This window comes from Mesoflavibacter sp. CH_XMU1404-2, assembly GCF_037029465.1.
Lineage (GTDB): Bacteria > Bacteroidota > Bacteroidia > Flavobacteriales > Flavobacteriaceae > Mesoflavibacter.
In genome coordinates, this window is sequence record NZ_JAYMEM010000009.1 from 360,772 (window position 1) to 373,703 (window position 12,932).

The 12,932-nt window shown below is 31.4% G+C and carries 10 protein-coding genes; 9 read left to right on the top strand and 1 reads right to left on the bottom strand.

The genetic code is table 11. The annotated features are described in order from the left end of the window. Positions 1 to 5: 5 nt before the first annotated feature. Positions 6 to 1,334, top strand: coding sequence for a cytochrome P450 (locus WA327_RS07605; RefSeq protein ID WP_336068231.1), 1,329 nt, complete (start codon positions 6 to 8; stop codon positions 1,332 to 1,334). A gap of 2 nt (positions 1,335 to 1,336) precedes the next feature. Then, positions 1,337 to 2,257, top strand: coding sequence for a tRNA epoxyqueuosine(34) reductase QueG (queG, locus tag WA327_RS07610; protein WP_336068233.1), 921 nt, complete (start codon positions 1,337 to 1,339; stop codon positions 2,255 to 2,257). Here queG and WA327_RS07615 read toward each other — a convergent pair. Beyond that, the gene (locus WA327_RS07615) at positions 2,241 to 3,272 is read right to left on the bottom strand and encodes a LacI family DNA-binding transcriptional regulator (protein WP_336068237.1); all 1,032 of its coding nucleotides are present in this window, start codon (positions 3,270 to 3,272) and stop codon (positions 2,241 to 2,243) included. The two genes, queG and WA327_RS07615, sit on opposite strands and share 17 nt — an antisense overlap. Before the next feature lie 155 nt (positions 3,273 to 3,427). Here WA327_RS07615 and WA327_RS07620 point away from each other — a divergent pair, with 155 nt between their 5' ends. From WA327_RS07620 to ruvA, 7 genes are all read left to right on the top strand, one after another. Then, complete coding sequence (locus WA327_RS07620) at positions 3,428 to 6,043, top strand: TonB-dependent receptor (protein WP_336068240.1); 2,616 nt, start codon at positions 3,428 to 3,430, stop codon at positions 6,041 to 6,043. 74 nt (positions 6,044 to 6,117) lie between these two features. Beyond that, positions 6,118 to 6,471, top strand: a complete 354-nt coding sequence (locus tag WA327_RS07625; protein WP_336068243.1) for a glutaredoxin family protein — start codon at positions 6,118 to 6,120, stop codon at positions 6,469 to 6,471. Positions 6,472 to 6,476: 5 nt separating this feature from the next. Continuing rightward, positions 6,477 to 7,775, top strand: a complete 1,299-nt coding sequence (locus tag WA327_RS07630) for an MFS transporter (protein WP_336068245.1) — start codon at positions 6,477 to 6,479, stop codon at positions 7,773 to 7,775. Between the two features lie 3 nt (positions 7,776 to 7,778). Then, on the top strand, positions 7,779 to 8,942 hold the full coding sequence (locus WA327_RS07635) for a glycoside hydrolase 100 family protein (protein WP_336068249.1): 1,164 nt from the start codon (positions 7,779 to 7,781) through the stop codon (positions 8,940 to 8,942). Between the two features lies 1 nt (position 8,943). Further along, positions 8,944 to 9,855: a carbohydrate kinase family protein gene (locus WA327_RS07640; protein ID WP_336068251.1), complete on the top strand. Its 912-nt coding sequence runs from the start codon at positions 8,944 to 8,946 to the stop codon at positions 9,853 to 9,855. A gap of 146 nt (positions 9,856 to 10,001) precedes the next feature. Then, positions 10,002 to 12,299, top strand: a complete 2,298-nt coding sequence (locus WA327_RS07645) for an NADP-dependent malic enzyme (protein ID WP_336068252.1) — start codon at positions 10,002 to 10,004, stop codon at positions 12,297 to 12,299. Positions 12,300 to 12,350: 51 nt separating this feature from the next. Beyond that, positions 12,351 to 12,932, top strand: a complete 582-nt coding sequence (gene ruvA / locus WA327_RS07650; protein ID WP_027879445.1) for a Holliday junction branch migration protein RuvA — start codon at positions 12,351 to 12,353, stop codon at positions 12,930 to 12,932.

Consider the following 12,932-nt stretch of genomic DNA (forward strand, 5'->3'; position numbering starts at 1 on the left):
AATTTATGAAGCAACAAACACATATTTCTGAGGTTTCATTGCTTCAGTTTATAAAGCATTCTTTCAAAATTCTTAAAAACCCATTACCATTTCATCATAGAAATTTCAAGAAATATGGTGATATTTTTAGGCTAAACATTGGAGCAAAAAATCATATTTTCTTTTCTCGTGATGCCGAATTAGCTATTCATGTACTTCAGAAAAATCAAAAAAATTATACAAAGTCTAGAATTCAAACTAAAGACCTAGCAAAATATGTTGGTAAAGGATTATTAACTGCAGAAGATGAGCATTGGAAAACGCAGAGAAAACTTATTCAACCTGCATTTCATAAAAAAAATCTTCAACAGTTATTAGATACGATTCAGTCTGCAATCAATGCAGAATATGATAAATTCGAAACCAATAAAGCGATAGATGTCTTTCCAGTTTTTAATGATTTAGCGTTTCAAACTGTAGTTAAATCTTTATTTAGTAGTGCCGCAAATGCAGACGAGATTAATAGACTACAACACATTACTGAAGAAGTTCAGAAAATGTTGGTCAAAGAGCTTAGACAACCGTACCTAGGTTGGTGGTTTAAAATAAGTGGTACATTACAAGATCACTTAGATTTAGGGCAAGAGTCTAAAGATATTTTAAAACGAATTGTAAACCAACGCCAGCAATCTAGTGTTAAGTACAACGATTTATTAGATATGTTGTTGTCTGCAAGATATGATGATGGTTCTTCAATGGAAGAGAAGCAGCTGTTAGACGAAATTTTAATACTATTTGTTGCAGGTCATGAGACAACATCAAATGCGCTAACATTTACTCTGCAACTATTAGCATTACATCCTGAATGGCAAGACAAGATTTATGTTGAAATAAAAGCGAATGAAGATGAGCATGACTTGATGAATCAAGTAATGAATTCAAAAATTTGTCAGCAAGTTATTGAAGAATCTATGCGTTTGTATCCGCCAGTATATTTTATAGATCGCGTAAATATTGAAGACGATAATTTTAAGGATTATCATTTTAAAGCAAATTCAAATCTGTTGTTTTCGGTATTCGAAATCCATCGTCACCCAAAACTCTGGGAACAACCAAATAAGTTTTTACCAGAACGATTTGAAGATGGTGGCAGGCAATTTTCATCACAATATTTTCCTTTTGGAGCTGGACCAAGAAAATGTATTGGTAATAATTTTGCAATGTTTGAAATGATTTTAGCAATCAACGAAATAATAAAACGCTACAAAATCAAACCAGAATTTAAATCTATAGATATTTTGCCTCTTATTACTTTAAAACCAAAAAATGCTATCTTAAATTTTGAAGCTAGATAATATTGAATACTAAAACTAAATACACGCAATTAATTAAAACCGAAGCAAAACGTCTCGGTTTTTTGTCGTGCGGAATTAGTAAAGCTCAATTTTTAGAAGAAGAAGCGCCACGATTAGAAAAATGGTTAAATAAGAATATGCACGGTCAAATGTCTTACATGCAAAATCATTTTGATAAGCGTTTAGACCCAACAAAATTAGTAGAAGATTCTAAAAGCGTTGTGTCATTGCTACTTAATTATTATCCAGACCAAACGCAAACAGAAGATAGTTATAAACTATCAAAATACGCTTACGGTACAGATTATCATTTTGTAATAAAAGATAAATTAAAGCAACTTCTAGAATTTATAAACGAAGAAATTGGAGAAGTTTACGGTCGTGCTTTTGTAGATTCTGCACCAGTTTTAGATAAAGCTTGGGCAGCAAAAAGCGGATTAGGTTGGATAGGCAAACATAGTAACTTATTAAGTCAAAAAACAGGTAGCTTTTATTTTATTGCAGAACTAATTATAGATTTAGAGTTAGATTACGATAACCCAACAACAGATCATTGTGGGACATGTACAGCTTGTATAGACGCGTGTCCAACACAAGCAATTGTAGAACCTTATGTGGTAGACGGAAGTAAATGCATTAGCTATTTTACTATCGAGTTAAAAGACGAATTACCGTCCAATATGAAAGACAAATTTGACGATTGGATGTTTGGATGTGATGTGTGTCAAGATGTTTGTCCATGGAATAGGTTTAGTAAACCTCATAATGAACCATTATTTAATCCGCATCCAGAATTGCTATCTATGACTAAAAATGATTGGCAAGATATTACCAAGGATGTTTTTAATAAACTATTTAAAAAATCAGCGGTTAAACGTACTAAATTTTCTGGTTTACAAAGAAATATTAACTTTTTAAAATAGGTTTAGTAGAGTTTCTAACTATTAAATCTGTATCTAGTACAACCTTTTTATATCTAAATTCCTCATTTTTCTTTTTAGCTTTAATTTCTTTATATAAAACTTTAAAAGCTTCTTTACCCATTTTAAATCCTGGTTGATTTATGGTTGTTAGAGAAGGAGAAACAACTGTAGACATAAACCAATTACTAAATCCAACTATAGAAATATCTTCAGGAACTTTTATATTCATTTCATTAAAAGCAGTAATTGCTCCGATAGCAACTAAATCTGTATTTACAAAAATACCATCAACATTTTTATGTTCTTCAACTAATTTTTTTGCATAATATTTCCCTTCTTCAAAACTAACATCATTTAAAACATAAACTAGTTTAGAATCGTAAGGTATGTTAAAATCTTCTAGTGCTTTTTTGTATCCTAAAAATCTATCAATTGAGTTTTGAGGTAGCAATGGACCTCTAAAATGGGCAATTTTTTTACAACCAATTTCAATCAAATACTTTGTAGCTTCATAAGCAGCTTTTCTATCATCAATAATTACCTTCGAGCAGTCAATAATTTTTGCAATTTTATCAAACATAACCAAAGGTGTATCATTATCTATAACCTCTTTAAAATGATCAAATTTAGAAGTGCCATTTGCTATAGAAACTAAAATTCCATCCACTCTTTTGTTTTGTAATAGCTCTAGTTGTTTCTTCTCTAGCTCATAAGACTCATTAGACTGTAAGATTATAACTAAATACCCTTTTTTTTCTGCCTGCGCAATAATACCCTTAATAACACTAGAGAAAAAATGATGTACAATTTCAGGAACTATTAACCCAATAGTTTTAGACTCTTTAGTTCTTAAATTTACTGCAAAAGAGTTTGGTTTATAATTCATCTCTTTAGCAGTTTTAAGAATAAGCTTTTTGGTTTCAGGATTTACATCAGCGTAACCTTTTAAAGCTTTAGATACAGTAGATACAGAAACATTAATTTTTTCTGCAATTTCCTTTAAAGTAGTTGGCATTTTATATGTTTTTGTAAAAGTAACTAAAATTTACGAAAACGTTTTTGTTATTTTCGAAAACGTTTTCGTTTAGAAATTTATATTTTTATTAAGATCTAGTTATAAATTTGACAACAAACAACTAACAATTTTGAATATTTAAAACTCATTACATGATGAACACGATTAAAACAAAATGCTTTTTAGCAGTTTCTTTTTTCTTTTCATTATCGTTTGTATTGGCCCAATCAACGATAAAAGGAAAAGTTAAAGACCTTAGCGGTACACCAATACCAGGTGTTAATGTAATTTTAGATGGAACAACCAAAGGATCTCAAACAGATTTTGAAGGTAATTACACGATTTCTAACGTAGAAAATGGTACTTACATTGTAAAAGCATCTTATTTAGGGTATGCATCTCAATCTAAAAATGTTTCAGTTAATAATGCAGATGTAACATTAAATTTTGATTTAGAAGAAGATACAGAATCTTTAGATGAAATTATTATAACAGGTGTTACTAATCCTAGATCAAAAATTGAATCTAGTGTATCTGTAACAAGTATGAAGCCTAAGGTTATTGCTCAGTCAGCGCCTCGCACAACTGCAGAAATTTTTAGAACGATACCTGGTATAAGATCAGAATCTTCTGGAGGAGAAGGTAACTCTAATATTGCTGTTCGTGGTGTACCAATTTCTTCAGGTGGATCAAAATATGTCCAACTACAAGAAGATGGATTACCAGTGTTGTTATTTGGTGATATTTCTTTTGGTACCGCAGATATTTTTACAAGATTTGATTCTAATGTAGCGCGTATAGAAGCAATAAGAGGTGGATCTGCATCTACATTAACATCAAATGGACCAGGTGGAATTATAAACATCATTAGTAAAACCGGAAAAACAGAAGGTGGTAACTTAGCAACAACAGTTGGTTTAGATTATAATTCTTTTAGAGCAGATTTTGATTACGGTACTAAAGTAGGAGAAGACTTATACTTGCATACAGGTGGTTTTTATCGTGTAGGAGAAGGTGTGAGAGAGACAGGTTTTACGGCTAATAATGGAGGTCAATTAAAATTAAGTTTAACAAAAGAATTTGAAAAAGGTCAAATTAGAGTTTATGCTAAATATTTAAATGATAAAGCTGCAGCTTACTTACCAATGCCAATGAAGGTAACAGGAACAAATAGTAATCCAGATTGGAGTAATGCACCTAATTTTGATGCAACAACAGGATCTTTACACTCGTCAAATTTATTACAAACAGTAGGTTTAGGTGCAGACGGACAGTTAAGAAGAGGAGATGTAAGAGACGGTATGCATCCTAAATCTACATCTGTAGGTATGGAAGCAAAATTTGATATAGGTGAAGGTTGGAAAATTAAAAACAACGCAAGATTTTCTGCAAATAGCGGAAGCTTTGTATCTCCATTTCCAGCAGAAGTTGCTTCAGCATCTTCAATAGCAGATAGTTTTGGAGCAGGATCAACATTACAATTTGTAGATGGGACAGCAGTCCCTACGAACAGTTTAGTAGCTAGAATACATATGTTTGATGTAGAGTTAAACAACTTTAACAACTTTATGAATGATTTTAAACTTCAAAAATCTTTTGAAGGTGTAGATTTAACTGTTGGTTACTTTAAATCTATACAAAATGTGTCAATGTCTTGGTTATGGAATTCTTATTTACAAGAAGTTAATGATGATAACGCAAGATTAATAAATGCATTTGACGCATCAAATAATCCATTAAGTGAAAACGGATTGTATGCTTACGGAGTTCCGTTTTGGGGTAACTGTTGTACAAGAAACTACGATACACAATACAATGTTTCTGCACCATATGCTAACGTAACAGTAGAAGCTACAGATCAATTAACTTTTGATGCAAGTGCAAGGTATGATAAAGGTAGAGTAGATGGTTATTTTGCAGGCGCAGTAACAACTCAATTTGATGTTAATAATGATGGAGTTATTTCTGTACCAGAACAAAGCGTAGCTGCAATAGATAATGCTAATGTAACACCGGTAGATTACGATTACGATTATTTTTCATACTCGATAGGAGCAAACTTCAAGATTAAAGAAAACCAAGCAGTTTTTGCAAGATATAGTAAAGGTGCTTCAGCAAAAGCAGATAGAATTTTATTTTCTGGATTAAACTATACAGACGGAGATAGAATAAACGCTTTAGACTTTATTAGACAAGCAGAATTAGGTTTTAAACAAGGATTTAAAAACGGAGCTTTGTATGCAACTTTCTTTATGGCTAATACAGCCGAAGAAGGCGGTTTTGAGGCCTCTACAAATAGTATCATAGAAAATGATTATAAATCTAAGGGATTAGAAGTAGAAGGTTTTTACAACTTTAATAACTTTAACTTACGCGGTGCTGTAACTTACACAGATGCAGAAGTAGACTCTGGTGCTAACGAGGGTAACACACCAAGAAGACAACCAGATTTTATTTATAACATAATGCCATCTTATAACTTTGGTCAAACAAAACAAAACTCTATAGGATTAAGCTTTACTGGTCAATCAGAAGCTTATGCACAGGATAATAACGAGTTAGTAATGCCAGGCTTTGTTATAGTAAGTGGTTTTGCTAACGTTAAGATTACAGATTCACTTTTTGCTAACATTTCTGCTAACAATATTTTTGATAGTATAGGTGTAACAGAGGTAGAAGAAGGAAGCATTGTAGAAAATCAAGACAACTATGTTAGAGCTAGACCTTTACCAGGAAGATCTATGACACTTGGTTTACAATATAAATTTTAAAATTTATTTGATTTGATTGATAAAAATAGGTTGGTATTTAAAAAAGTATCAGCCTATTTTAAATAAAGCTTACTGTGAAAACAATAATTCTAAATACTTTTTTTTCATTAATATTTCTTTTCAATACAAGTGTAATTGAAGATCAAAACCAATTTGAAAATAATAATATTCAAGATGTAATAATAGTTTATGGAAGTGATACTTGCCATTACTGTTTGGATACAAAAACATTTTTAAATAAAAACAATATTAAGTATACGTACTATGATATTGATAAAAATGAAAAAGCATTAAATGAAATGCTTAATAAACTAAGAGCAAAAAAAATAAGTGTTTCAGATTTAAAGATACCGGTAATAGATAAAAACGGAAACATCTTTACAAATAACATTAAGTTTGAAGATTTTTTAAATAAGATAAAAGAATAAACGTAATGCTAAAAAAACCAAAATTAAGTTTCTGGCAAATACTAAATATGAATGTTGGGTTTTTCGGAATCCAATACAGTTTTGGTTTACAACAAAGCGCAGTTACACCTATTTACGATTTTCTAGGAGCAAGTCCTGATCAAATCCCAATACTACATTTAGCAGGACCGGTTACAGGTTTAATTGTACAACCATTAGTTGGTGCTTTAAGTGACAAGACTTGGCATCCTAAGTTAGGTAGACGTAAGCCTTTCTTTTTAATAGGAGCAATATTATGTAGTATAGCTTTGTTAGCTTTTCCGTTTAGTAGTTCATTATGGATGGCTGCTAGTTTGTTATGGATTTTAGACGCAGGTAATAATACTGCTATGGAGCCTTACCGTGCTTTGATTGCAGATAAATTAAGCGAAGAGCAACAACCACTTGGTTTTCAAATGCAAAGCTTTTTTACAGGATTTGGACAGACATTAGCTAATTTATCTTTATTTATTTTTCCTTTAATTATAGTTGGTACCACAGGTTCATTACCTTCATGGGTCTATGCATCTTTCTTTTTAGGATCTATATGTTCTATCGGATCTATTTTGTGGAGTATGAGTAAGACTAAAGAAGATCCACCAACAAAAGAAGAGTTAGAGTTAATAAGAAGCAATGATAAAGGAATTTTTCATCCATTATTAGAGATAATAGAAGCTATCAAAGATATGCCAAAAGTAATGTGGCAATTAGCTTTAGTATATCTATTTCAGTGGTATGCATTATTTTGTTATTGGCAAAACTCTTCAAAAAGTGTAGCGCTTTCTGTGTGGAATGCTACACCAAGTTCTAATCCAGATGCATATGCAGAAGCAGTTGGTTGGACAGGATTAATCAACGGTTGGTATAATATTATAACATTTTTAGTTGCTTTTGGTTTAGTATATCTAACAAAAAAAATAAAACCAAAACATGTACATGCTATCTGTTTACTTGTAGCAGCAGTTGGTTTTTTTGCATTTCCAATTATAGAAAATAAAAATTTATTGTTTGTGGCAATAACAGGATTTGGTATTGGCTGGGCAAGTATGATGGGTATTCCTTATTTAATTGTTGTATCAGACATACCAAAAGAAAGATACGGAGTTTATATGGGAATTATCAATATGATGATAGTTATACCAATGATTATTCAAACATTGTCGTTTGGATACATACTTAAACACTTTTTAGGTAATGATCCAAGAAACGCAATAACTTTTGCAGCAGTATTATTGGTTATCAGTGCTGCACTAACATTAATTATTAAAACAAAAAATAAAGCTTAATATATGCACTACGAAAAGTCCATAGAGTTACTTTTAAAATGCAGTACAGAAAAAGGATTTGTTGCAAGCGCTCAAGATATTTCAAATTATAAACGTGTTTGGGCTAGAGATGGAGTAATATGTGGCTTATCTGCTTTAGCTTCTGGACATAGAGAGTTAATAAAAACATTTAAAAACACATTACTTACACTAGCAAAGCATCAACACGAAGTAGGTACAATACCATCTAATGTAGGTGTTTCAGAAAAAGATGAATCTGTAAGTTATGGTGGATTGGCAGGTCGTGTAGATGCTGCTACTTGGTTTGTAATTGGTGTTTGCCAATACGCTAACTATACTAATGATTTTGCTTTTTTTAATGATTTAAAATCAAAAATATACAAAGTATTACAGCTTTTAAATGCTTGGGAATTTAATAATAAACACCTAATGTATATTCCGTTATCGGGTAATTGGGCTGACGAATATATTACCGACGGATATGTCTTATACGACCAACTATTAAGGTATTGGGCAATACAATCTTTTAATTATTTAGAAAACGATCAAAGCTTAAGTAATAAGCTTATTCAAATAAAAAATCAAATTAAAGCAAACTTTTTTCCTAATTCTAATAAAGAAAAATTTCATGATCGTGCCTATAATGCAATAAAGATAGATTCATTTTTACCATGTTCATTTTCTCCATCAGGATATAAAACTAACTACGATGCATTTGCAAATGCATTACTGTTAATTTTAGATTTTGGAGATAAAAAATTTAAAAACAAACTAATAGATTACAGTTTAGAATTAGCAGAATCTACAAAATTAGGTTTGCTACCTGCTTTTTGGCCAATTATAAAACCAAACGATCAACATTGGGATTTGCTTAAAGACAACTGTAAATATGAATTTAGAAATTACCCATACGAGTTTCATAACGGTGGTAGTTGGGCAATGGTTAATGGTTTTTTTGGATTAGGACTCCTTAAACAAGGAAAAACAGAACAAGCAAAAAAAATACTTAAAAATATAGATAAAGTTAATCAAGTTGAAGATTATAAGTTTTACGAAAACTTTAATACTAAAACAACAGAACCTAACGGAGTGCCTTATTGCGCATGGAGCGCAGCAGCATCTGTATTACTTACTCAATCTATAAAACAACAAATAAAATTTATTTAAATTGAAAACTATAGATATTTTATGCGTTGGTGAAGTATTGTTAGATTTTATTGGAGAAGAAGCTAATAAAACAGTACAAACAACAAGCGCATATAAAAGATACTTAGGAGGATCTCCTACAAATGTTGCAGTAAATGCAGTAAAGCTTGGCTTAAAATCTGCATTAGTTGCTACTTGTGGTAATGATGGATTAGGACGTTTTGTAGAAGATAAATTAACCAAAAGCAATGTAGATGTAAGTGCACTAAATAAAACTGAAAAGTATCCAACATCTATCATTTTAGTGTCAAAATCTACAGAAACTCCAGATTTTTTACCATTTAGACAAGCAGATTTTCATATAAATGAAAGTCAAATTTCAGAACAATTAATAGAGTCGTCAAAAATTTACCATACAACTTGTTTTGCGTTAAGTAAAAATCCGGCAAGAACAACAATTCTAAATAAAGCAAAAAAAGCAAAAGAAAAAGGATTGTCACTTAGTATAGATATAAATTATTCTGAAAAAATTTGGCCAAACACAGAAGAGGCAATTTCTGTAATTAAAGAATATTTAAAATTAGATCCTTTAGTAAAATTAAGTTTAGATGATTGTAAGCGATTATTTAAAGAAGATAAAAAAGACCAATTTATTTTTGATTATTTTCATTCTTTAGGTGCATCAGTAGTATGTTTAACAAAAGGAAGTGAAGGAGTTGTGGTATCTGATAAGTCTGGAGAGTTAGTAGAAAAAGCAAGCTTAAAAATAGAAAATATTAAAGACGCAACAGGTGCTGGTGATGCTTTTTGGACAGGTTTTTTATATAGTCAACTAAATAATAAAAATTTAGAAGATAGTGTTGATTTTGCTCAAAAAATAGCAAAACAAAAACTTCAACACGTTGGAGGTTTACCTAATCATGTTAAGTTTTAAAAAAAATATTCATAAATTTATGAAAAGCTACCTATTAAAGGTGGCTTTTTTTATACACTAATTTTAAGCAAACAATTATATAGCTTACATTTGTAATTCAATTTAAACTTAAAAAAATTCCGCGTAAGCAGAAACATTATATCCTTATGAGTAAACAAAGTAGACGTCGCGAAGCTTTAGTATATCATGCAAAGCCAACTCCAGGAAAAATAAAAGTAGTACCAACAAAAAAATATGCAACACAAAGAGATTTGTCTCTTGCATATTCACCAGGTGTTGCAGAGCCTTGTTTAGAAATAGAAAAAGATAAAAATAATGCCTATAAATATACTTCTAAAGGAAATTTAGTAGCAGTAATATCTAACGGGACAGCAGTTTTAGGATTAGGAGATATTGGTCCAGAAGCTTCAAAACCAGTAATGGAAGGTAAAGGTTTATTATTTAAAATCTTTGCAGATATTGACGTATTTGATATAGAAGTTGATACAAAAAATGTAGAAGAATTTATCCAAACCGTAAAAAATATAGCTCCAACCTTTGGAGGGATTAATTTAGAAGATATTAAAGCGCCAGAAGCTTTTGAAATAGAGCGTAGATTAAAAGAAGAACTGGATATTCCAGTAATGCATGATGACCAACATGGTACTGCTATTATATCTGCAGCAGCATTATTAAATGCTTTAGAATTAGCAGAAAAAAAGATAGATGAAGTGAAAATTGTAGTAAGTGGTGCAGGTGCTGCTGCTATCTCATGTACAAGACTATATCAAGCTTTTGGAGCAAAACGCGAAAACATTGTCATGTTAGACAGTAAAGGTGTAATTAGAAGCGATAGGGATAACTTAACAGCTCAAAAAGCAGAGTTTGCAACCGATAGAAAAATAAATACATTAGAAGAAGCAATGCAAGATGCAGATGTCTTTATTGGCTTATCAACGTCAGATATTGTAAATCAAGATATGTTACGTTCAATGTCTGTAAACCCTATTGTATTTGCTATGGCAAATCCAGATCCAGAAATAGCCTATGATTTAGCAATAGCAACTAGAGAAGATATTATAATGGCTACAGGACGTAGTGATCATCCTAACCAAGTAAATAACGTATTAGGTTTCCCATTTATTTTTAGAGGTGCTTTAGATGTTCGAGCAACAAAAATTAACGAAGCTATGAAAATGGCAGCAGTTAAAGCTTTAGCAGATTTAGCTAAAGAACCTGTGCCAGAACAAGTAAATATAGCTTATGGCGAAACACGTTTAGCATTTGGTAAAGATTATATTATACCAAAACCATTTGACCCAAGATTAATTTCTGAAGTACCACCAGCAGTAGCAAAAGCAGCTATGGAAAGTGGCGTAGCAAAAGAACCAATTGAAGATTGGGAAAAATATAAAGACGAATTAATGCAACGTCTTGGATCTGATAACAAATTAATGCGATTATTATTTAATCGTGCTAAGATGAATCCAAAGCGTGTTGTATTTGCAGAAGCAGATCAGTTAGACGTACTAAAAGCAGCTCAAGTTGTATATGAAGAAGGTATTGCACATCCAATTTTGTTAGGTCGTCAAGAAGAAATAGAGCGTCTTAAAGAAGAAATAGAGTTTGATGCAGAAGTGCCTATTATAGACCCAAAATCAGATGAGCAGTTAGAGCAAAAAAATAAATATGCTCAAGTCTATTGGGAACAACGTCAAAGACGTGGCGTAACTCTTTTTAATGCACAAAAGATTATGCGAGAGCGTAATTATTTTGCAGCTATGATGGTTAATGAAGGTGATGCAGATGCTGTAATTACTGGATATTCTCGTAATTATCCTTCAGTAGTAAAACCAATGTTAGAATTATTTGGACTTGCGCCAGGTTCTTCAAGAATTGCTACCACAAATTTAATGATGACGCAACGCGGACCAATGTTTTTAAGTGACACCGCAATCAACGTAGATCCTTCTGCTAAAGATTTAGCAAGAATAGCTCAAATGACAGCCAAAACTATGAAAATGTTTGGTTTAGAGCCTGTAATGGCAATGACTTCATATTCTAATTTTGGTTCTTCGACAAATCCAAGAGCTTCAAAAGTTAGAGAAGCAGTTGGGTATTTACACAGAGCATATCCAGATTTAATAGTTGATGGCGAGCTGCAAACAGATTTTGCGCTTAATAGCCAAATGCTTCAAGATATATTTCCGTTTTCAAAATTAGCAGGAAAAAAGGTTAATGCATTAATATTTCCAAATTTAGATGCGGCTAATATTACTTATAAACTTTTAAAAGAATTAAATAAAGCAGACTCTATTGGACCAATAATGATGGGTATGAAAAAACCTGTTCATATCCTTCAATTAGACGCTAGTGTTGACGAAATAGTTAGCATGGCTGCTATTGCCGTAATAGATGCACAACAAAAGGAAAAATTAGAAGAAAGCCTAAGGAAAAAGAAGTAATTTTTAGTACAAATAATTTTATTACATTTGAGGGTTTAATAGGGCTATTTTATGATTACTCATATACAAGGTAAATTAGTAGAAAAAAATCCTACAGATGTTGTAATAGATTGCAACGGTGTAGGATATTTGTTAAATATATCACTTCATACTTATTCTCAAATACCAGACCAAGAAGCATTAAAACTGTATACACATCTTCAAGTTAGAGAAGATGCACATACGCTTTTTGGATTTGCGTCATTGGCAGAAAGAGAAGTATTCAGGTTATTAATATCAGTAAGTGGTATTGGTGCAAATACAGCAAGAACGATGTTGTCTTCATTAACTCCAAAACAAATTAGAGAAGGTATTGCAACAGAAGATGTAGCTTTAATTCAATCTATAAAAGGAATTGGAGCAAAAACAGCACAAAGAGTAATCATAGATCTAAAAGATAAGATTCTTAAAATCTATGATATAGACGAAGTTTCTGTTAAAGAAAGCAATACAAATAAAGAAGAAGCGTTATCTGCATTAGAAGTTTTAGGTTTTGCTAAAAAGCAAGCCGAAAAAGTTATAGATAAAATAGTGGCTCAACAACCAGATGCCAACGTAGAAACTATAATAAAACTAGCACTAAAAAATTTATAA

What these genes read in the sequence shown, in the direction of transcription:
- WA327_RS07605 (WP_336068231.1), top strand. Translation starts at nt 6, where the DNA reads ATGAAGCAACAAACACATATTTCTGAGGTTTCATTGCTTCAGTTTATA.
- ruvA (WP_027879445.1), top strand. Translation starts at nt 12,351, where the DNA reads ATGATTACTCATATACAAGGTAAATTAGTAGAAAAAAATCCTACAGAT.
- WA327_RS07645 (WP_336068252.1), top strand. Translation starts at nt 10,002, where the DNA reads ATGAGTAAACAAAGTAGACGTCGCGAAGCTTTAGTATATCATGCAAAG.
- WA327_RS07615 (WP_336068237.1), bottom strand. Translation starts at nt 3,272, where the DNA reads ATGCCAACTACTTTAAAGGAAATTGCAGAAAAAATTAATGTTTCTGTA.
- WA327_RS07630 (WP_336068245.1), top strand. Translation starts at nt 6,477, where the DNA reads ATGCTAAAAAAACCAAAATTAAGTTTCTGGCAAATACTAAATATGAAT.
- WA327_RS07620 (WP_336068240.1), top strand. Translation starts at nt 3,428, where the DNA reads ATGAACACGATTAAAACAAAATGCTTTTTAGCAGTTTCTTTTTTCTTT.
- WA327_RS07635 (WP_336068249.1), top strand. Translation starts at nt 7,779, where the DNA reads ATGCACTACGAAAAGTCCATAGAGTTACTTTTAAAATGCAGTACAGAA.